Here is a 19,264-nt window from a genome sequence, read left to right on the forward strand (position 1 = left end):
GCCGGCAGCCGTCGGCGTACGGCACCGTCGAGGTCTACGGAGCCGAGCCGCCCGGGGTCGTCCCGTGCTGCCCGGCTCCCTTCAGGGAGAGGCACCCGCCGATCATGAACGTCCGCCGCAGCGCCGCGGTCCTTGCCGCCACCGCCGTGATCGGCCTGGCCACGCCCGCCGTGGCCGCGTCTCCGTCCCCCTCGCCGTCCGTGGCGATCCCCTCCGGCCTCTACGGCGACCACGACCCGACGTACGACGGCGTCTGGCGTCAGTCCCTCGCGCTGATCGCCCAGAGCAAGTCGGACGTCGTGCCCGCCGACAAGGCCGTCGACTGGCTGCTCGGCCAGCAGTGCGCGAACGGCGCCTTCGCGGCCTTCCGCGCCGAGCCCGCCAAGGCCTGCGACGCCAAGGTCATGGTCGACAGCAACAGCACGGCCGCCGCGGCCCAGGCCCTGTCGCTGGCCGGCGACGGCGACCACATGGACGACGCCCTCAAGGCCGTCAAGTGGCTGAAGAGCGTGCAGAACAAGGACGGCGGCTGGGGCTACATGCCCGGCGGCCCGAGCGACGCCAACTCCACCTCGGTCGTCATCGGCGCGCTCAACGCCGTCGGCCAGGACCCCGACACCGTGGTGGTCGGCGGCAAGTCCCCCTACGACGCCCTGCGCGACCTCGCCCTCCCCTGCTCCGAGGACGGCGCCTTCGCCTACCAGCCCGACAAGAAGGGCAAGCTGGCCGCCAACGCGGACGCGACCGCCGCGGCCGTGCTCGGTATGAAGGGCATGAGCATGGCGTCGGTGAAGGCCGCCGCCGACACGGACCTCTCCTGCGCCGACACCGCCAAGCCCGACCCGGACCAGTCCGCCGCCAACGGCGCGTCCTACCTCGCCGAGACCATGAAGAAGGACGGCCACCTCATGTCCGCCCTCGCCGGCGCCGAGGACCAGCCCGACTACGGCAACACGGCCGACGCGGTCGTCGCGCTGGCCGTCACGGGCGGCCCGAAGGCGGCGCAGCAGCCGCTGACCTGGCTGGAGAAGAACTCCGCGGACTGGGCGAAGCAGAACGGCCCGGCCGCCTACGCCCAGCTGATCCTCGCGGCGGACGCGGCGGGCGCCGACCCGCGTGACTTCGGCGGCACGGACCTGGTGAAGCTGCTGAACGAGACCGGCCCGGAGCCGCAGACCCGGACGACGGCCGCCGCCGACAAGGACCAGGAGAAGGACGAGGACGGTGGCGTCAGCGTCTGGTGGATCATCGGCGTCGGCCTGGTCGCGGGCATCGGCGTCGGCTTCCTGATCAGCGGCCGCAACAAGGGGCAGCAGCTGTGATACGGCGGGTCTGCGCCGCACTCCTGCTCGCGGCCCTGGCACTGTGCGCGGCGCCCCCGGCGCAGGCGGCGACCTACCGGTACTGGTCCTTCTGGGACCGGCAGGGCTCGTCGTGGATCTACGCCACCCAGGGCCCCTCCACGAGCGTCCCCTCGGACGGCGACGTCCAGGGCTTCCGCTTCACCGTGAGCGAGGACTCGTCGGAGGCGGCCCAGCCGCGCGGCACGGCGACCTTCGGCACGATCTGCGCGAGGACGCCGGAGCAGAAGGGCAACAAGCGAGTGGCCCTGGTCATCGACTTCGGCACGAAGTCGGACGCCCCGTCCTCGGAAACCCCGCCCCAGCAGCGCACGGCCTGCGTCAGCGTGCCCGAGGACGCCACGACGGCCGAGGCCCTGGCGAAGGTGGCCAAGCCCCTGCGCTACGACTCCAACGCCCTCCTGTGCGCGATCGGCGGCTACCCGAGCGCGGGCTGCGGCGACGAGATCACCAAGCCGGCCAACAAGAACACGAACGACGACGACAACCCGTCCGTGGGCCTGTGGGCAGGGGCGGCGGGAGTAGCGGTACTGGGAGCGGCGGCAGTCTGGCAAGCACGCCGACGCCGGAATGCGTAGCTCGCGCGGCCTGCGGGCAGTCGTGCCGCTGGGGCGGCCCCCGCAACCAACGAAGGCGGCACCCCGCCGGCGCGGGCAAGCGGAACCCATCCCGGTCCAGCCCCCGCGCCGCGCACAACTGCACCCCGGCGCCTGGTGGCTCTGGGCCCTGGCCCTCGGCACCGCCGCGACCCGCACCACCAACCCCCTCCTCCTCACCCTCCTCATAGCGACGTCCGCGTACGTCGTGGCGACCTGCCGCCAGAACACCCCCTGGTCCCGCTCCTACTCCGCCTTCCTCAAGCTCGCCCTCGCCGTACTCCTCATCCGCCTCGCCTTCACGACCTTCCTCGGCTCCCCCATCCCCGGCACGCACACCCTCGTCACCCTCCCCGAGATCCCCCTCCCCTCCTGGGCCCAGGGCATCCGCCTCGGCGGAAGGGTGCACGCGGAAGGCCTCGTCTTCGCGTTCTACGACGCCCTCAGACTCGCCACGCTGCTCATCTGCGTAGGCGCCGCGAACGCCCTCGCCAACCCCACCCGCCTCCTCAAATGCCTCCCGGGCGCCCTGTACGAGATGGGCGTCGCGGTGGTCGTCGCCCTCACCTTCGCCCCGAACCTCATCGCGGACGTCCAACGCCTGCGCTCCGCCCGCCGCCTCCGAGGCCGCCCGGACAACGGCATCCGCGGCCTCCTCCAAGTCGCCCTCCCCGTACTGGAAGGCGCCCTCGAACGCTCCGTCGCCCTCGCCGCCGCCATGGACGCCCGCGGCTACGGCCGTACCGCCGACGTCCCGCCCGCCGTACGCCGTACCACCGCCGCGCTCACCGTCGGCGGCCTGCTCGGCGTCTGCGCCGGAACGTACGGAGTCCTCACGGCGGAAGGCGGCGCCTATGGCCTGCCCGTCCTCCTCGCCGGTCTCGCCACCGCCCTCGTGGGCCTGCGCCTGGGTGGCCGCCGAGCCGCCCGCACGCGCTACCGTCCGGACCCCTGGGACGCGAAGGCGTGGCTGGTCACGGCCTCCGGTGTGGCGGTCGCGGCGCTGATGTTCGTGGCCGCGGCCCAGGTCCCGGCGGCGCTGGAACCGGGCGTGATCCCCCTGACGGCCCCGGCCCTCCCCCTCTGGCCGGCCGCGGCGATCCTGCTGGGCCTGCTCCCCAGCGTCCTCGCCCCCACCCCGAAAAGCCCGAAGAACCCGACAAGCCCGAAGACCCCGAAGAGCCCCACAAGCCCGACCCCGAAGGACCCGTCGTGATCCGCTTCGAGAACGTCTCGGTCACCTACGACGGCCGCACCGAACCGACCGTCCAGAACGTCGACTTCGAGGTTCCGGAAGGCGAACTCGTCCTCCTGGTCGGCCCGTCCGGCGTGGGCAAGTCCACGATCCTCAACGCGGTGAGCGGCCTGGTCCCCCACTTCACGGGCGGCACCCTGCGCGGCCGCGTCACGGTGGCGGGCCGGGACACCCGGACCCACAAGCCCCGGGAACTGGCCGACGTGGTCGGCACGGTGGGCCAGGACCCGCTGTCCCACTTCGTGACGGACACGGTGGAGGACGAACTCGCGTACGGCATGGAGTCCCTGGGCCTGGCACCGGACGTCATGCGCCGCCGAGTGGAGGAAACCCTCGACCTCCTGGGCCTGGCCCCCCTGCGCGACCGCCCGATCGCCACCCTCTCCGGCGGCCAACAGCAACGAGTGGCCATCGGCTCGGTCCTCACCCCCCACCCCAGCGTCCTGATCCTCGACGAGCCGACGTCCGCCCTGGACCCCGCAGCGGCCGAGGAGGTCCTGGCGGTCCTCCAGCGCCTGGTCCACGACCTGGGCACGACGGTCCTGATGGCCGAGCACCGCCTGGAGCGCGTCATCCAGTACGCGGACCAGGTAGCCCTGCTCAGCGCCCCGGGCGCCACCCCGCTACTGGGCCCCCCGTCCGAGATGATGGCCATCTCCCCGGTCACCCCACCGGTGGTGGACCTGGGCCGCCTGGCGGGCTGGTCACCTCTGCCACTGACGGTCCGAGACGCACGGCGCCGAGCCGCAGATCTCAGGGAGCGACTCAGCGCACGGGACAGCAGCGCCGCCCAGGGGCGCGGGTCTGCGTCTACGTGCGGCTCCGCCGCGGGGCGCGACCAGGCACAGACACCCCGCACCCGCCGACGCTCCGCACCCTCCGAGCTACTGGGCGAAACGAACCGCCTGACCGTCACCCGAGACCACATCCGCGCCCTCCACAACGCGACCCTCACCATCACCCCCGGCGAAACCATCGCCCTCATGGGCCGCAACGGCGCCGGAAAGTCCACCCTCCTCAACACCCTCGTAGGCCTGCTCACCCCCACCTCCGGCACCGTGGAGGTCGACGGCGTCACCCCCCACCGCACCCGCCCCCGCGACCTGATCCGCCACGTGGGCCTGGTCCCCCAGCAACCCCTGGACCTCCTCTACGCCGACACGGTCGCCGCCGAATGCACGGCCGCGGACGCCGACGCCGGAGCGGAACCCGGCACCTGCCGCGCCCTCGTGCACGACCTGCTCCCCGGTGTCCAGGACGACACCCACCCGAGAGACCTCTCCGAGGGCCAGCGCCTCGCCCTCGCGCTCGCCGTCATCCTCACGGCCCGCCCGCCCCTGCTCCTCCTCGACGAACCGACCAGAGGCCTGGACTACGCGGCGAAGGCCCGTCTGGTCACGGTCCTGAGAGACCTCGCGGCGGAAGGCCACGCCATCGTCCTGGCCACCCATGACGTGGAACTGGCCGCCGAGCTGGCCCACCGGGTGATCCTCCTGGCCGAGGGCGAGATCATCGCCGACGGCCCGACGGCGGACGTGGTCGTCTCCTCCCCCTCCTTCGCCCCCCAGGTCACCAAGATCCTGGCGCCCCAGCACTGGCTCACGGTCACCGAGGTCAGGCAGGCCCTGCGATGAGCCGTCCCGCAGTCAAGGACACGGCCCGCCCCATCCGCCTGGGCCCCCGTTCCCTCCTCACCCTCACCCTCGTCAGCGCCATCGGCCTCGCCGCCCTGACCTGGCCCTTCTTCTCGCCGCCCACCTCTCAGGCGACCGAGCACGCCCAGGACGCCCCCTGGCTCTTCGCGGGACTCCTCGTCCTCCTCATCGCCGTCGTCGCGGCGACGATCTCGGAGTCGGGCCTCGGCCCGAAGGCCGTGGCCATGCTCGGCGTGCTCGCGGCGACCGGCGCCGCCCTGCGCCCGCTCGGCGGCGGCACCGCGGGCATCGAGCCGATGTTCTTCCTGATGCTGCTCAGCGGTCGCGTCCTCGGTCCGGGCTTCGGATTCGTCCTCGGCGCGCTCAGCCTGTTCGCGTCCGCCCTGCTCACCGGCGGGGTCGGCCCCTGGATGCCGTTCCAGATGCTGTCGATGGGCTGGTTCACGATGGGCGCGGGCCTCCTCCCCGGCCCGGAGAGCATCCGTGGCACCAGGGAACGCCTGATGATCGCGGCCTACGGATTCCTCGCCGCCTTCGCCTACGGCACCGCCACCAACCTCGCCGGCTGGCCCTTCATCGACCAGCTCGCCTCGAACATCGCCTTCGACCCGCACGCCCCCGCCCCGGAGAACCTGGCCCGCTTCATCACGTACTGCCTGGCCACCTCCCTCGGCTGGGACCTCGGCCGAGCCATCACGACGGTCGTCCTGACCCTGACCCTCGGCCCGGCGATCCTCAAGTCCCTCCGCCGGGCCACCCGCAGGGCCGCTTTCGAGGCCCCGATCACATTCGAGGACCCCGTGAAGGACACCACTCCGTAGCCCCCTGCGAACCGCCCGTCAGGTCCACGGTGAAGCACCCCACATGACCCACATCACCTACGACCCGACCTAGTGGTGCATATCGGACGCCATGCCCACGCCAAAAGCCGCCCTGACCTGCACATTGAGAGCCACGTCACACGAGAAGCATGTACCCCACATACGACCACAACTAGCAAAACCGGTCATTGCGGACGCCTGCCGGGCCTGTTTCTCTGGATGACGTCGCACGGCGCCGACGAGCCCCCCCGGGCCTCGGCGCCGCCGCATGTCACCGCCGCGCATCGCGTGGTTCCGACTCGCCGCGACCGCCACGTCCCCGACGAAAGGTCACCGCCTTGTCCGCCGCTTCTTTCATCCGCAGCATCGCCACTCCGAAGAAGGCTCTCGCCGGTACCGCCGTGGCCGCTGCCGCCGCCGGTGCGATTTTCGCCGCGGCGCCCGCACAGGCCGCCACGACCGGGGCCTCCGCTCAGGCGACCGCCAAGAAGATGATCGGCGACTCGGCCCAGTACCAGTGCTTCTCCAAGATCGTCGAGCACGAGAGCGGTTGGGACGTGAACGCCACCAACGCCTCCTCCGGCGCCTACGGTCTCGTCCAGGCCCTCCCGGCCTCGAAGATGTCCTCCGCCGGCTCCGACTGGAAGACCAACGCCGCCACCCAGATCGAGTGGGGCGTGGACTACATGAAGGACCGCTACGGCAGCCCCTGCGGCGCCTGGAACTTCTGGCAGGCCAACGGCTGGTACTGAGCCGAGCCACCAGCTCCCGGCGAGCAGCGAAAGGACCGCACACAGTGCGGTCCTTTTTCCGTTGCGCGCGCACCCCCACCCCATGGGAACATCCGTCCGATGACCTCCTTGGAACCGGACCCCTACGACCTCACCTGGCCCGAGCTCGACCCCGCCGCGCACCCCTTCGACAGCGCCGAGGCCCTCGCTGTCATCCGGAGTCTGGAGCCCGCCGCACGCGTTCCGATCCGGCCGGAGCGGAAGAAGACCTCCCACCCGGACGAGGCCTCCGCCGAGTACACCAAGCAAGTCCGCTGGGCCCACTCGGAGGGCTGGGCGTGGACGAGGGAAATCACCGAGGCCCTCGTCGAGCGGTACGGGGCGTGGAGCTCCGGGTGGCGCTGGTCGCACGACGAGGGTGACCTCAGCGGCGGACCCGTCGGCGCCTGGTGCTGCGCCAATCACTCCATCTCCACCCCCGAGGAAACCCTGGAGCGGGTCGCCAGAGCGCTCTGCGAGTGGCGGGACTGGCTGGAGTTCCTCGCCGAGTGCTTCGACCGCTACCCCCTCGACACCGCCGAGACCGACGAGGACCGCGTCGAGATCTGGGAGCGCGCCACCCAGCAGCTGATCCTGCACTCCCTCGACCGCACAGGCTCGGGAGACGCCTGGTACGCGCACGCCGCCCACGTCCTGACCTGGTTCCTCACCCGCTGGAACGTGGACCGGGACACCGCCTGGAACCTCGTCAGGGAGGCGATCGGCGGCGACTTCAAGAGCTGGAGCGCACCGGAGACCACCGAGGTGTCCGAGGTGTCCGAACGCCTCGCCGCCGCCCTCGCACCACCGGGCACGATCAACAAGCCCCGCTACACCTACACCTCCTCCCGCCTCCACTCCTACCTCGACGAATGACCGAGCCCACCCCCGACCACCTGCGCACCTGGCTCACCCTCCGCTCCGAAGTCCCCTGGCACCAGGCCCGCACCCCCGAACTCCCCACCGGCGCCCCCCTCCGCGACGGCCCCGCCCACGACATCCGCACCCACGACCACGCCCGCGACCCCCGCCGCGCCGCCGCCCTCCTCGCCGCCCTCGACCGCACCCGCGCCGACGCCGCCGACACCGCCTCCGGCACCCCCCTCACCTTCGCGCGCCTCAGCTCCTGGCAACGCCTGGTCCTAAACGTCCCCGAGGCCCCCTTCCGCACCCACCCCGCCTACGCCAAGGCAGGCCGCGAGCGCTACGGCACCGGCGCGGACCTCCCCGCCCGCCTCGACGCCTGCCTCGGAGAAGCGGAGGCCGACGACCTCCCCCTCCCCGCCCGTGCCGCCCGCGCCTACCTCGACGTCTGCTTCTTCCACCCCTTCGACGACGGCAACGCCCGCAGCGCCTTCCTGACCCTCACCTACGTCCTCGCCCGCGCCGGCGTCACCCTCGACCAGGTCGGCCCCCTCCGCCGGATCGCCCGCCGAGCCGACGACCCCGAGGGCGCCCTCGCCCTCGCCGACCTGCTCGCCTTCCTCCTCACGGCGACCGCTCGCCGCACTCGAACCACACCGTCTTCCCACCCCCGCTCCGCCGGTCGACCCCCCACTTGTCGGCCACCTCACTGAGCAGCACGAGCCCCCGGCCGCCCTCCGAGTCCAGCGGCAACCCGCCGTCCATGCACGGGACTTCGGCACACCCGTCCGCCACCTCCACCCGGACCCCCGTCTCCTGCCGCAGCACCAGCAACCGGCAGCGCCGGTCCGGGACATGGCGTACGACGTTCGCCACCAATTCGGTCATGCCGAGCGCGACCGAGTCATACAGTTCGGGCACCTCCCAGTCGGTGAGCAGCGAGCGGACGATCCGGCGGATGTGCCGCGCCGAGTGCTCGCCGACCGTGATGTTCATGGAGTACCCGGGGGGAATGTATTCGTTCACGGTACGAGCCTGACCTCGCGCTACTACCGTTTGCCATGGGGCGAACACAACGCGTTCAAGTGTGTGTGGAGGCAGTTCGTGACGAACATCAACGTGCTGGATCCGGGAGCCTCGCCTCTCGACTACTACGGCTTCGAACTCCGCCGGTACCGCGAGGCCGCCGGCCTCACTCAGCGCCAGTTGGGCGAGGTCCTCAACTACACCGGCTCCCTCGTGGGGCAGATCGAGACCGCCCGCAAGCTCCCCACGGTCGAGTTCAGCCAACGCGCGGACGCGGCCCTGGACACCGGCGGTTTACTGTCCCGCCTGGTCGCGCTGGTGATGCGCAGTCAACTTCCGGCCTGGTTCCAGCAGGTGGCCGAGCTGGAGGCGCGGGCGACGGAGATCTGCACCTTCCAGACCCACATGATCCACGGCCTCCTCCAGACCGAGGGCTACGTCCGCGCAGTTCTCGGCGTCCTCGACGAGACCAACCTCGACGACCGCACCGCGGTACGACTGGCCCGCCAGCGCATCTTCGAGAAGGAGGAGCCGCCGGTCCTGTGGATGATCCTCAGCGAGGCCGCGCTGCACCAGCAGGTCGGCAGCCACGAGGTCATGCGGGACCAACTCGCCCACCTGGTCTCCTTCGAGAACAACCCGCGGATCAACATCCAGGTGCTGCCGTTCACGGCGGGCGCGCACGCGGGGCTCCAAGGCTCGTTCAACGTCTACCGCTTCCCCAGCGATCCGACCATCGTCTACACCGAGGGTTACGGCAGTGGGCATCCGACCGCCAACCCGGACACCGTCAGGGACTGCTCACTCCGTTACGATCATCTTCAAGCCGCCGCGCTCTCCCTCAAGGACTCGGCGGAGTTGATCCGGCGCGTAATGGAGGACCGCTATGGAGAGCAACTGGCGTAAGTCGAGCTACAGCGGTGACCAGGGCGGCGATTGCGTCGAGATCGCCGAAGGCGCCACCACCGTCGCCATCCGCGACTCCAAGACCCCGGCGGGACCGATCCTCACCCTCGACCCCGCCGCCTTCACCACCTTCATCAACTGGACGTCGACTACAACCGCTGAATGATCGTGCCGGTGGCCAGTCCGCCCCCGGCGCACATGGTCACCAGCGCGAACTCCTTGTCCGCGCGCTCCAGTTCATGCAGCGCCGTCGTGATGAGCCGGGCCCCGGTGGCCCCCACCGGGTGTCCGAGTGCGATACCACCGCCGTTGACGTTGACCTTCTCCAGGCTCTGCTCGAAGACCTGGGTCCAGCTCAGCACGACGGATGCGAAGGCCTCGTTGATCTCGACCAGGTCGATGTCCTTCAGGGACATCCCGGCCTTGCCCAGCACCGTCTTGGTCGCGTCGATCGGCCCGTCCAGGTGGAAGTGCGGGTCGGAGCCCACCAGCGCCTGCGCCACGATCCGCGCCCGGGGCCGTAGCTTCAGCGCTCGCGCCATCCGTTTCGAGGCCCACATGATGGCCGCCGCCCCGTCGCTGATCTGGGACGAGTTGCCCGCCGTGTGAACGGCCGTGGGCATGACCGGCTTCAGCCTCGCCAGCGCCTCCATGGACGTGTCGCGCAGCCCCTCGTCCCGGTCCACGAGCCGCCACATGCCCTGGCCCGCCCGCTGCTCGTCCTCGGTGGTCGGCACCTGCACGGCGAACGTCTCGCGCTTGAACCGCTCCTCGGCCCAGGCCACGGCGGCCCGCTCCTGCGAGACGAGGCCGAGGGAGTCGACGTTCTCCCGGGTCAACCCCCGGTGCCGTGCGATCCGTTCCGCCGCCTCGAACTGGTTGGGCAGGTCCACGTTCCACTCGTCCGGGAACGGCTTGCCCGGCCCGTGCTTGGATCCCGACCCCAGCGGCACCCGGGACATCGCCTCCACGCCACAGCTGATGCCGACGTCGATGACGCCCGCCGCGATCATGTTCGCGGTCATGTGCGAGGCCTGCTGCGAGGAGCCGCACTGGCAGTCGACGGTCGTGGCCGCCGTCTCGTAGGGCAGGCCCATGGTCAGCCAGGCCGTGCGGGCCGGGTTCATGGACTGTTCGCCGGCGTGGGTGACCATGCCGCCGACGATCTGCTCGACGCAGTCGGCGGGGATGCCGGTGCGGCCGAGGAGTTCACGGTAGGTCTCGCCCAGCAGATAGGCGGGGTGCAGATTGGCGAGCGCGCCGCCGCGCTTGCCGATCGGAGTACGGACGGCTTCGACGATCACGGGTTCGGCGGCCATGGGGGCGGTCCTCTCGTCCAGAGGCCAGCAGACCTGACAGACCTGACAAGGCACACGCACAACTAGTACGTGTTCTAGTTACTGAGCAGTCTGCTGATGTGACGCCCATCACCGCAAGGGTCTTGCAGTCTTCGCCGCCCGCCTTTACTTTGCGCGATAACTGATGGTCCGTCAGATCAGCCCATGGCTGGAGCTGCCCATGCCCTGTCCAGCGCTTCCCGACGGGTTCGACTTCACCGACCCCGACCTCCTCCGACACCGCGTGCCCTTCGCCGAGTACGCCGAGCTGCGCCGGGCCGAGCCGGTGCGCTGGATCCCGCAGAGCGGCAATGTGGCCGGCTTCCAGGACGAGGGGTACTGGGCCGTCACCCGGCACGCGGACGTCAAGTACGTCTCCACGCACCCGGAACTCTTCTCCTCCTGGGTCAACACGGCGATCATCCGCTTCAACGAGCACATCGCGCGGGACGCGATCGACGCCCAGCGGCTGATCCTGCTGAACATGGACCCGCCCGAGCACACCCGGGTCCGCGCGATCGTGCAGCGCATCTTCACCCCGCGCGCGATCCGGGCGCTGGAGGAACGGCTGCGCGACCGGGCGGCCGCGATCACCGCCGAGGCCCGCGCCAACCCGGGCCCCTTCGACTTCGTCACGTCCGTCGCCTGCGAACTGCCGCTCCAGGCCATCGCCGAGCTGATCGGCATCCCGCAGGACGACCGGGCCAAGATCTTCGACTGGTCCAACAAGATGATCTCGTACGACGATCCCGAGTACGCGATCACCGAGGAGGTCGGCCAGGAGTCGGCCACCGAACTCATCGCCTACGCGATGAACATGGCCGCCGACCGCAAGCAGTGCCCGGCGAAGGACATCGTCACCGCGCTGGTGGCGGCGGAGGACGAGGGCAACCTCGGCTCCGACGAGTTCGGCTTCTTCGTGCTGATGCTGGCCGTCGCGGGCAACGAGACCACCCGCAACGCCATCACCCACGGCATGCACGCCTTCCTCACCCACCCCGAGCAGTGGGAGTTGTACAAGAGGGAGCGGCCCGAGACGGCCGCCGAGGAGATCGTCCGCTGGGCGACCCCGGTCAACTCCTTCCAGCGCACCGCGACTCAGGACGTGGAGCTGGGCGGCAAGCTCATCAGGAAGGGCGACCGGGTGGGCATCTTCTACGCGGCCGCCAACCACGACCCCGACGTCTTCGAGAACCCGGACGCCTTCGACATCACCCGCGACCCCAACCCGCACCTCGGCTTCGGCGGCGGAGGCCCGCACTACTGCCTCGGCAAGTCCCTGGCCGTCCTGGAGATCGACCTGATCTTCAACGCCATCGCCGACGCCATGCCCGGCCTGCGCCTCACGGGCGACCCCGACCGACTGCGCTCCGCCTGGATCAACGGCGTGAAACACCTCCAGGTCAGCCTGGACTGATGGCCCGGGGGAGGCAGGAGCACCCCCATCCCTACGCCCGGCTCCTGCCTCCCCCGAGACTGGATGAACGCTTCCGCGCGGTACGGCGTCTTCGAGCGTGATGGTTCTGCCTGCCGAGACCGCCGTCCGCGCGCGGACCCGCACGGCCACCCGGCGGAACAGCAACCTCCGCATCCCCCTCCTCGCCACCCTCCCCCTGCTGCCCCTCTACGCCCTGTGGTGGACGGTCCTCGCCACCGGCGGCGGCGACCTCGCGGCCCAGGAGGCGTGGGCGGACTTCGCCTCCCGGCACGGCGGATCGGCGTACAACCTCTTCTGGTACGGGGGTATGCACACCGCCAACTACAGCCTGATCTCGCCGTACTTGATGGCCGCTCTCGGCGTGCGCACGGTCACCGTGGCCGCCGGGCTCGCCGCGTCCTGGCTGGCGGCGGTCCTCATCACCCGCGCCGGAGTGCGGAAACCGCTCGGCCCGGCGCTGCTCGCCTCCCTCGCCCTGTGGTGCAACGTGGCCTCGGGCCGTACGACCTTCGCCCTCGGTGTCGCCTTCGGCCTCGCCGCCTGTCTGCTGCTGACCCGGGAGCGACGGCTCGCCCTCGCGGTGGCGTACGCGGCCCTCGCCACCATGGCCAGCCCGGTGGCGGGCCTGTTCCTGGCGGTCGTGGGCGCGGCCCTGCTGGTCGTACGGGACTGGCCCCGGGCCCTGGCCCTGCTCGTCCCCCCGGCCGTCGTGGTCGCCGCGACGACGCTGCTCTTCCCCTTCACCGGCGAGCAGTTGATGCCCCCGGCCCGCGTCTGGCCGCCGGTCGTCCTCGGTCTCGCGGTCACCGCCCTCGCCCCGCCCGCCTGGCGGGTCGCCCGGTGGAGCGGCGCGGTCTACGCGGCCGGGACCGTCCTGACGTATCTGATCCCCTCCCCCGTCGGCACGAACGTCGAGCGGTTCGCCGAACTCTTCGCCCCCGCCGTCCTGTTGGCCGCCCTGCTCAGCGTGCCGGACCTCGCGAGGCTCCGGCGGAACCTGCTCGTCGCCGCCCTGGTCTTCTCGGTCGCCTGGGTCGGCAAGAAGACCGCCGACGATCTCGAAGTCTCCACGGTCGTGCCCGCCTGGGCTGCCGAGACGCGGGGAGTCGTACGGGCTCTGGAGGGCCTCGGAGCCGACCGCACCCGGGTCGAGGTCGTCCCCGCCCGCAACCACCGCGAGGCCGTCGAACTCGCCCCGCACGTCAACATGGCCCGCGGCTGGAACCGCCAGCTCGACATGGAACGCGCCCGCCTCTTCTACGACGGTTCCTTCGACGCGGCCACCTACCGGGCGTGGCTGGACCGCTGGGCGGTGGGGCTGGTGGTCCTGCCGCTCGGGAAGCCGGACGGGTACGCGGAGGCCGAGGCGCGGCTGATCCTCGACGACCGGCCCGCCTGGCTGGAGCCGGTGTGGCAGGACGCGCACTGGCGGATCTACCGGGTGCGGGACGCCGTACCGCTCGTATCGGCGCCCGCTCGCGTGGTGCGCACCTCCGGCGCCGCGATGGTCGTACACCTTCCGCGCGCGGGCTCGGTGACCGTGCGGGTGGCGTACTCGCCGTGGCTGCGGGCGGAGGGCGGATGCCTGTCCCGGCAGGGGGAGTTCACCCGCCTCACGGTGACCGCGCCCGGCGAGTACCGGATCAGCTCGCAGTACGGTCCTTCAGCGGCTCGCTGCTGACGGCGGCCCGGCCGACCAGCCGGGCGCGCGGGCCCTGGAGCAGGTACGTCAGCCCGAATCCGGCGCCGACGACGGCCGCGCCGCCGACCGCGTCCAGGATCCAGTGGTTGCCGGTGACGACGATCGCGGTGAGCGTGAAGAACGGGTGCAGCAGCCCGAGGGCCTTCATCCACGTCCTCGGCGCGACGATCGCGATGACCACCCCGCACCACAGGGACCAGCCGAAGTGCAGGGACGGCATCGCCGCGTACTGGTTGGTCAGCGCGGTGAGGGTGCCGTAGTCCGGCTGGGTGAAGTCCTGCACGCCGTGCACGGTGTCGATGATCCCGAGGCCCGGCATCAGGCGCGGCGGGGCCAGCGGGTAGAGCCAGAAGCCGACCAGGGCGAGCAGGGTGGCGAAGCCCAGGGCGGAGCGGGCCCAGCGGTAGTCGACCGGGCGGCGCCAGTACAGCAGGCCGAGCACGGTCAGCGGGACCACGAAGTGGAAGGAGGTGTAGTAGAAGTCGAAGAAGTTCCGCAGGACGTCGGCCTTCACCACGGCGTGGTTGAGCGTGTGCTCGACGTCGATGTGCAGGAAGCGTTCCAGGTCGAGGATCTGCTGCCCGTGCTCCTCGGCCCGCTCCCGCCCCGCCGAGTTGCTGCCCCCGGTCGCGGCGAGCCGCACCTTGGCGTAGGCGGCGTAGGTGACCCGGATGAGCAGCAGTTCCAGCAGCAGGTTCGGACGGGAGAGCACCCGGCGCAGGAAGGGCACCAGCGGCACGTGCTTGAAGCGGGTCGGGACCGGGTCGGCGTAGTTCGTCGGGATCGGCGTCTGGTAGTACGGCGAGGTCCGCGACAGGAACGGCACGAAGGTGGCGGCGGCCAGGGCGGCGATCAGGACGACGTTGTCACGCAGCGGGTAGAGGCTCGCCATGTTCGGCAGGATCATCTTCGCCGGGAGGGTCATCACGAGCACGACGGCGACCGGCCACAGATACCGGTCGGAGGCCTTCTTCCCGACCCGGCCGACGACCGCGAGCAGCACCCACAGCAACTGGTGCTGCCAGGCGGTGGGCGAGGCGGCGATGGCGGCGCAGCCGGTGATGGCGACGGCGAGGAGGAGCTGCCCGTCGCGGGCGTAGCGCACGGCCCGGCGCACGCCGAGAGCGGCGACCCCGGCGGCCAGGGCGAGGAAGAGCCCGATCTCCAGCGGCCCGTCCAGGCCGAGCCGCAGCAGGGCGCCGTGCAGGGACTGGTTGGCGAGATCGTCGGCCCGCCCGCCGAGCCCGGTCCCGGCCATGTGGTGCACCCAGTAGGTGTACGAGTCGTGCGGCATCGCCGCCCAGGCCAGCGCGGTGGCCCCGGCGAACGTGGCGCCGGTGGCGACGGCGGCCTGTCTGCGGCCGGTGAACCACAGCAGGGGCGCGAACAACAGCAGGGTCGGTTGGAGCGCTCCCGCGACGCCGATGAGCACCCCGCTGACCCGTTGCCCACGGGCGGCGAAGCAGCCGAGGAGGACGAGCAGGACCGGGATGATGCTGGTCTGCCCGAGCCAGAAGCTGTTGCGGACCGGCAGCGACAGCATCAGCAGGCTGACGGCGACGGGCGCGGCGAGCAGGGAGGTGCGCCGGCTGACCGGCTGCGGCAGCGCCCGCGCGGCGACGAGTCCGAGGGCGACGACCAGGAGCAGGGTGCCGAAGGTCCAGCCCCAGCCGAGGGCCTGCTCGGCGGACTTGGTGAGCGGTTTGAGGACGAGCCCGCCGAAGGGGGTGCCGGTGAACTTGGTGGAGTCGTAGAGCGACCCGTTGACGTGCAGGACGCCGTTCGGGCCGACCCAGGTCTCCAGATCGGTCAGCCGCTCCCCGCGCGGGGTGCTGAGGACGACGGCCACCTGTCGTACGGCGAGGACCGCGGCGACCAGCCACAGCCCGACGCGGGCCACGCGCAGGCGCGCTCTGGCCTCGCCGACGGCCGTCGCTCCGAAAGCATCCGCCGGTCGCCCGCTGTGCTCCGCATTCGCCACGCCTCGTCGGCCTCCCGCCCCGTCCGTCCCGCACGCATCCGTACGAGATCATCCCGATACGAACCCTATGGGGCGCGCACCACCCCCGGAAGAGACGCAGGCAACCCCCGATTCACCTGACGTCCGCTCTCCTTTTGTCCGGATGACGATAGTCCCGTGCGGATTCCGCCGCCTCCGCGACCGGGAAACGGATCACATAACGGACCCGCGTCCCGCAGCTGTGTTCGGTTGCGTACCGTCTGACACCTGGCGGCGAACGGCGGAAAGGCTTCTGAGGTGGGGTTCCTGCGGGAACGGGTGCGCTGCCCGCGGTCTCCGGCGGGCCCCGTGGGGTTCCCGCGGGTGCGGGTGGGCGCCGTCGCCTTCGCGCTGCTGGTCACGCAGGTCGGTTCGCCGGCCTTCGCGGCCGTGCTTCCCGGTCCCGGGCAGCGGGTGGCCGTCGAGCGGGAGGAGGCGCTCGTCCGGTGGGACGGGCGGCGGGAGCAGATCGTGCTGCGGATGATCCTCGCCGGGGACGCGGAGCGGGCCGCCTGGATCATGCCGGTGCCCGACCGGGCGACGGTACGGCTCGGCGATCCGGCCCTGTTCGACGCGCTGCACACCGTCACCGCCCCGGTGAGACGGGTACGGCAGCACTTCTGGCCGCACGACGACGACTGGCCCCTGACCACCGGCGACCGCCGCCACCGGCACGGCCCGCCCCCGGGTGCCCGGCACCGGCACTCCGTCGGCGTGGTGGGCCGCCAGCGGCTCGGCCCGTTCGACGTGGCCCGCCTGACCGCCACCGACCCCGAGGCACTGGACGGCTGGCTGGACACCAACGGCTTCACCCTCCCGCCCGGCATGGCCGGGGCGCTGCGCCCGTACGTGGACCGCCGCTGGGAGTACGTGGCCGTCCGGCTGACCCCCGAGAGCGCGGGGGACCGCCTGGCGGGCGCGCTGGACCCGCTGCACATCACCTTCGCCGCGACCCGCCCGGTGTACCCGATGCGTCTGTCCGGCCTGGCCGGGACCCCGCAGTCGCTCGGCCTGTACGTCCTCGCCGCGCACCGGATGGAACCGGCCTCCCGGATCGGCGGCGAACGTCCCCGGGTCACTTACGCCGGACGGGTGAACGCGACCACCGGCCCGCTGACGGAGCTGGCGGCGGGCGGGACGCCGTACCTGACGGCCATCGGCCAGGAGTTCCCGCGCCCGCGGTCGATCACCGGCGACCACGAGCTGCGCCGGGCACCGACGGACGAGACCTTCCAGCAGGTGATCTACGAGGACCGGCTGCGCGAGTGGGCCGGGCTCCCCGCGTGGCTGCTGACGATCGGGGGCACCCTGGCGGTGGGCGTCACGGCCGTGTCGATGTTCCTCGTCCGCCGGTCGCGGCGGCCGACGGGCGACTATATTCCTTAGCAACGCTACTTAGCCGCTCTAACTAGCCATATGAAAGGCACAGGATCATGAGCGAGTCGCAGCTCTGGGACGCCGTGGACGACTACTTCACCACCCACCTCTCGCCGGACGACGACGCGCTCCAGGCGGCCGTGCGCGACAGCGAGGCGGCGGACCTCCCGCAGGCCGCGGTGACCGCCCCGCAGGGCAAACTCCTCCACCTCCTCGCCCAGATCCAGGGCGCGCGGAACATCCTGGAGATCGGCACGCTGGGCGGCTACAGCACGATCTGGCTGGCCCGCGCCCTGCCCGCCGACGGGCGTCTGATCTCCCTGGAGTACAGCCCGAAGCACGCCGAGGTCGCCACCCGGAACATCGCCCGGGCCGGCCTGGACAAGGTCGTCGACGTCCGCGTCGGCCCCGCCCTGGAGTCCCTCCCCCACCTCGCCGACGAGAACCCGGCCCCCTTCGACCTGGTCTTCATCGACGCGGACAAGGCGAACAACGTCCACTACGTGGAGTGGGCGCTCAAGCTGACCAGCGCGGGGAGCCTGATCGTCGTGGACAACGTGGTGCGGGGCGGGCGGGTCGCCGACGCGTCCAGCACCGCGGGAGACGTGCTCGGGACGCGGGGAGCGCTCGAACTGATCGGCAGCCACCCGCGGCTGAGCGGCACGGCGATCCAGACGGTGGGGAGCAAGGGCTACGACGGATTCGCGCTGGCGCGGGTGCTGTGAGGACTTCGGGGCTCAGACCTCGTGATAGAAGCCGACGTTGACGCTGCGCGGCGCGGTGCGGTCGTGGACGACGATCTCGCCGCTGCCGCCCCTCGGCAGCGGGACGGTACCGCCGTAGACGAGGGGGTGCACCTGCTGGCCGACGGTGAGCCGCACCTCGGAGGAAGGATCCGGCTGCGACCCTCGCAGCCAGGTCACCTGCCAGGTGCCGTCGGGGCCGCACAGGAACTCCAGGTGGACGCGGGAGACGAACAGCCAGTCGTCGGGCGTGACGAGTCGGCACACGGACTTGTCCCGGCCCACGCGGAGCACGGCGCCGGGCTCGCTGGGCGCGTCGGCCATGTGCATGCCGGCCGTGGCACCCTCCTCCGCCGAGGTGACGGCGGCCATGGTGAGTTCGAGCACGTGCGCTCCCCTTGAAGTGTTCCTGCACAGCGGCTGAAGAGTTCTTACTCAGCCGCCGCATGATAAATCGCCCGGCCTGACCGTGTCCGGCGTGTCCGGCACAATGGACTCATGACCGAGCGAAAGCCACCGGGCGTCCCGTTCGAGTCCTGGGTGGACAAGCAGATCCGAGACGCGGAGCGGCGCGGGGACTTCTCCCATCTGCCAGGCGCGGGGAGGCCGTTGCCGCCCGGGACGGACACCACGTACGACGAACTGTGGTGGGTCAAGCAGAAGATGGCCCGCGAGGGCCTGTCGGTCCTGCCGCCGACGCTGGCCTTGCGCAAGGAGGCGGAGGACGCGCTGGAGGCGGCGCTGCGCGCGCCGACCGAGCGGCTGGTCCGGAAGATCATCACTGATGTGAACGTGAAGATCCGCGACATGATGTTCAAGCCGCCACCGGGACCGCCGCTCGGAATGAAGCCGTACGACGTCGAGGACGTCGTACGGCGTTGGCGGGGCGAGCGTGCGTCAGAGGTGTAGCAGCCGGTCCGCGAGGGCGCGGTAGTCGCGCAGGGCGAGCCGCAGCTGCTCGGTGTCGGCGTTGGAGGCGCCCTTGGCGTCGCCACCCTGCCAGGTGCCGCGCAGGGTCCGCCGCCGCTGGTTGAGCGCCTCGGTGACCCGTCCGGTGACTTCCTCCACGACCTGCTCGGCCTCCTCCACGGCGGCGCGGGGCTTGTCGACGAAGCCCGAGAGGGCGTGCTGGAGCCGCAGTTCGAGCTTGTCGGCCTCGTCGCGCGGGAGGAGCGGGGCGGACTCCCCGGTGGGGCGGCTGCCGCCGCTCACCGAGCCAGCGGGGGTGCCTGCCTGGAGGGTGCCCGGCGCCGGGGCCGCCGCACGCTGCGGGGCGACCGTGGGGTCAGGGGTGTGCTCGCGGGTGGGGTCGGCCGTGTGGTCGCGGGTGGGGTCGGCGGTGGGGCCGCCGACTGCCGCGGGCTCCCCGCCGAGCGCCTTGCCGACTCGGGGATTGGTTGCCGGGTCCGTCATG

At 71.6% G+C, this 19,264-nt stretch carries 20 protein-coding genes; 15 read left to right on the top strand and 5 right to left on the bottom strand.

Annotated features, from left to right (window positions below):
* Nucleotides 1-104 precede the first annotated feature (104 nt).
* From AC068Z_RS28240 to AC068Z_RS28275, 8 genes are all read left to right on the top strand, one after another.
* Nucleotides 105-1,322: a prenyltransferase/squalene oxidase repeat-containing protein gene (locus AC068Z_RS28240; RefSeq protein WP_478561413.1), complete on the top strand. Its 1,218-nt coding sequence runs from the start codon at nucleotides 105-107 to the stop codon at nucleotides 1,320-1,322.
* Nucleotides 1,319-1,939, top strand: coding sequence for an SCO2322 family protein (locus AC068Z_RS28245; protein WP_478561416.1), 621 nt, complete (start codon nucleotides 1,319-1,321; stop codon nucleotides 1,937-1,939). The genes AC068Z_RS28240 and AC068Z_RS28245 overlap by 4 nt, the downstream gene beginning before the upstream one ends.
* On the top strand, nucleotides 1,932-3,173 hold the full coding sequence (locus AC068Z_RS28250) for an energy-coupling factor transporter transmembrane component T (RefSeq protein ID WP_478561419.1): 1,242 nt from the start codon (nucleotides 1,932-1,934) through the stop codon (nucleotides 3,171-3,173). Before AC068Z_RS28245 ends, AC068Z_RS28250 begins: the two co-directional genes overlap by 8 nt.
* Nucleotides 3,170-4,846, top strand: a complete 1,677-nt coding sequence (locus tag AC068Z_RS28255; RefSeq protein ID WP_478561422.1) for an ABC transporter ATP-binding protein — start codon at nucleotides 3,170-3,172, stop codon at nucleotides 4,844-4,846. The genes AC068Z_RS28250 and AC068Z_RS28255 overlap by 4 nt, the downstream gene beginning before the upstream one ends.
* The gene (locus AC068Z_RS28260; protein ID WP_478561425.1) at nucleotides 4,843-5,688 is read left to right on the top strand and encodes an ECF transporter S component; all 846 of its coding nucleotides are present in this window, start codon (nucleotides 4,843-4,845) and stop codon (nucleotides 5,686-5,688) included. Before AC068Z_RS28255 ends, AC068Z_RS28260 begins: the two co-directional genes overlap by 4 nt.
* Nucleotides 5,689-6,026: 338 nt before the next feature.
* On the top strand, nucleotides 6,027-6,440 hold the full coding sequence (locus AC068Z_RS28265; protein WP_451721266.1) for an aggregation-promoting factor C-terminal-like domain-containing protein: 414 nt from the start codon (nucleotides 6,027-6,029) through the stop codon (nucleotides 6,438-6,440).
* A gap of 99 nt (nucleotides 6,441-6,539) precedes the next feature.
* The gene (locus AC068Z_RS28270) at nucleotides 6,540-7,334 is read left to right on the top strand and encodes a hypothetical protein (protein ID WP_478561429.1); all 795 of its coding nucleotides are present in this window, start codon (nucleotides 6,540-6,542) and stop codon (nucleotides 7,332-7,334) included.
* Nucleotides 7,331-8,035, top strand: coding sequence for a Fic family protein (locus tag AC068Z_RS28275; RefSeq protein WP_478561432.1), 705 nt, complete (start codon nucleotides 7,331-7,333; stop codon nucleotides 8,033-8,035). Before AC068Z_RS28270 ends, AC068Z_RS28275 begins: the two co-directional genes overlap by 4 nt.
* On the opposite strand, the gene AC068Z_RS28280 is transcribed toward AC068Z_RS28275, so the two are convergent.
* Nucleotides 7,947-8,348 carry an ATP-binding protein gene (locus tag AC068Z_RS28280; protein WP_478561435.1) on the bottom strand — a complete coding sequence of 134 codons (402 nt, stop codon included), beginning with the start codon at nucleotides 8,346-8,348 and terminating at the stop codon, nucleotides 7,947-7,949. The two genes, AC068Z_RS28275 and AC068Z_RS28280, sit on opposite strands and share 89 nt — an antisense overlap.
* A gap of 78 nt (nucleotides 8,349-8,426) precedes the next feature.
* On the opposite strand from AC068Z_RS28280, the gene AC068Z_RS28285 reads away from it, so the two are divergent.
* Both AC068Z_RS28285 and AC068Z_RS28290 read left to right on the top strand, forming a co-directional pair.
* The gene (locus AC068Z_RS28285; RefSeq protein WP_478561438.1) at nucleotides 8,427-9,254 is read left to right on the top strand and encodes a helix-turn-helix domain-containing protein; all 828 of its coding nucleotides are present in this window, start codon (nucleotides 8,427-8,429) and stop codon (nucleotides 9,252-9,254) included.
* Nucleotides 9,235-9,420 (top strand): DUF397 domain-containing protein, encoded by a 186-nt coding sequence (locus AC068Z_RS28290; RefSeq protein ID WP_478561441.1) that lies wholly within the window; start codon nucleotides 9,235-9,237, stop codon nucleotides 9,418-9,420. The genes AC068Z_RS28285 and AC068Z_RS28290 overlap by 20 nt, the downstream gene beginning before the upstream one ends.
* Here AC068Z_RS28290 and AC068Z_RS28295 read toward each other — a convergent pair.
* Nucleotides 9,404-10,573: a steroid 3-ketoacyl-CoA thiolase gene (locus AC068Z_RS28295; protein ID WP_478561444.1), complete on the bottom strand. Its 1,170-nt coding sequence runs from the start codon at nucleotides 10,571-10,573 to the stop codon at nucleotides 9,404-9,406. The genes AC068Z_RS28290 and AC068Z_RS28295 overlap by 17 nt on opposite strands.
* Before the next feature lie 199 nt (nucleotides 10,574-10,772).
* On the opposite strand from AC068Z_RS28295, the gene AC068Z_RS28300 reads away from it, so the two are divergent.
* Entirely contained in the window at nucleotides 10,773-12,008 is a 1,236-nt protein-coding gene (locus AC068Z_RS28300; RefSeq protein WP_478561447.1) for a cytochrome P450, read from the top strand.
* 100 nt (nucleotides 12,009-12,108) lie between these two features.
* A complete protein-coding gene (locus AC068Z_RS28305; protein WP_478562075.1) occupies nucleotides 12,109-13,710 on the top strand; it encodes a hypothetical protein in 1,602 nt (533 codons plus the stop codon).
* Here AC068Z_RS28305 and AC068Z_RS28310 read toward each other — a convergent pair.
* On the bottom strand, nucleotides 13,673-15,712 hold the full coding sequence (locus tag AC068Z_RS28310; protein WP_478561450.1) for a bifunctional glycosyltransferase 87/phosphatase PAP2 family protein: 2,040 nt from the start codon (nucleotides 15,710-15,712) through the stop codon (nucleotides 13,673-13,675). The genes AC068Z_RS28305 and AC068Z_RS28310 overlap by 38 nt on opposite strands.
* Before the next feature lie 276 nt (nucleotides 15,713-15,988).
* Between AC068Z_RS28310 and AC068Z_RS28315 the strand changes: the two genes are divergently transcribed.
* Both AC068Z_RS28315 and AC068Z_RS28320 read left to right on the top strand, forming a co-directional pair.
* A complete protein-coding gene (locus AC068Z_RS28315) occupies nucleotides 15,989-17,116 on the top strand; it encodes a DUF2330 domain-containing protein (RefSeq protein ID WP_478561453.1) in 1,128 nt (375 codons plus the stop codon).
* Nucleotides 17,117-17,163: 47 nt separating this feature from the next.
* Nucleotides 17,164-17,832, top strand: coding sequence for an O-methyltransferase (locus AC068Z_RS28320; protein ID WP_478561456.1), 669 nt, complete (start codon nucleotides 17,164-17,166; stop codon nucleotides 17,830-17,832).
* A gap of 12 nt (nucleotides 17,833-17,844) precedes the next feature.
* On the opposite strand, the gene AC068Z_RS28325 is transcribed toward AC068Z_RS28320, so the two are convergent.
* Nucleotides 17,845-18,237: an FHA domain-containing protein gene (locus tag AC068Z_RS28325; RefSeq protein WP_478561459.1), complete on the bottom strand. Its 393-nt coding sequence runs from the start codon at nucleotides 18,235-18,237 to the stop codon at nucleotides 17,845-17,847.
* Nucleotides 18,238-18,348: 111 nt separating this feature from the next.
* Between AC068Z_RS28325 and AC068Z_RS28330 the strand changes: the two genes are divergently transcribed.
* Complete coding sequence (locus AC068Z_RS28330; RefSeq protein ID WP_478561462.1) at nucleotides 18,349-18,759, top strand: DnaJ family domain-containing protein; 411 nt, start codon at nucleotides 18,349-18,351, stop codon at nucleotides 18,757-18,759.
* On the opposite strand, the gene AC068Z_RS28335 is transcribed toward AC068Z_RS28330, so the two are convergent.
* A complete protein-coding gene (locus tag AC068Z_RS28335) occupies nucleotides 18,748-19,263 on the bottom strand; it encodes a hypothetical protein (protein ID WP_478561465.1) in 516 nt (171 codons plus the stop codon). The two genes, AC068Z_RS28330 and AC068Z_RS28335, sit on opposite strands and share 12 nt — an antisense overlap.
* Nucleotide 19,264 lies beyond the last annotated feature (1 nt).

The sequence above is a fragment of the Streptomyces sp. NPDC043726 genome (assembly GCF_056436565.1).

Bases quoted from the DNA above. Each gene is read 5' to 3' on its own strand.
- AC068Z_RS28240 (WP_478561413.1), top strand. From the start codon at position 105: ATGAACGTCCGCCGCAGCGCCGCGGTCCTTGCCGCCACCGCCGTGATC.
- AC068Z_RS28250 (WP_478561419.1), top strand. From the start codon at position 1,932: ATGCGTAGCTCGCGCGGCCTGCGGGCAGTCGTGCCGCTGGGGCGGCCC.
- AC068Z_RS28260 (WP_478561425.1), top strand. From the start codon at position 4,843: ATGAGCCGTCCCGCAGTCAAGGACACGGCCCGCCCCATCCGCCTGGGC.
- AC068Z_RS28270 (WP_478561429.1), top strand. From the start codon at position 6,540: ATGACCTCCTTGGAACCGGACCCCTACGACCTCACCTGGCCCGAGCTC.
- AC068Z_RS28275 (WP_478561432.1), top strand. From the start codon at position 7,331: ATGACCGAGCCCACCCCCGACCACCTGCGCACCTGGCTCACCCTCCGC.
- AC068Z_RS28290 (WP_478561441.1), top strand. From the start codon at position 9,235: ATGGAGAGCAACTGGCGTAAGTCGAGCTACAGCGGTGACCAGGGCGGC.
- AC068Z_RS28295 (WP_478561444.1), bottom strand. From the start codon at position 10,573: ATGGCCGCCGAACCCGTGATCGTCGAAGCCGTCCGTACTCCGATCGGC.
- AC068Z_RS28300 (WP_478561447.1), top strand. From the start codon at position 10,773: ATGCCCTGTCCAGCGCTTCCCGACGGGTTCGACTTCACCGACCCCGAC.
- AC068Z_RS28305 (WP_478562075.1), top strand. From the start codon at position 12,109: ATGGTTCTGCCTGCCGAGACCGCCGTCCGCGCGCGGACCCGCACGGCC.
- AC068Z_RS28320 (WP_478561456.1), top strand. From the start codon at position 17,164: ATGAGCGAGTCGCAGCTCTGGGACGCCGTGGACGACTACTTCACCACC.
- AC068Z_RS28330 (WP_478561462.1), top strand. From the start codon at position 18,349: ATGACCGAGCGAAAGCCACCGGGCGTCCCGTTCGAGTCCTGGGTGGAC.
- AC068Z_RS28335 (WP_478561465.1), bottom strand. From the start codon at position 19,263: ATGACGGACCCGGCAACCAATCCCCGAGTCGGCAAGGCGCTCGGCGGG.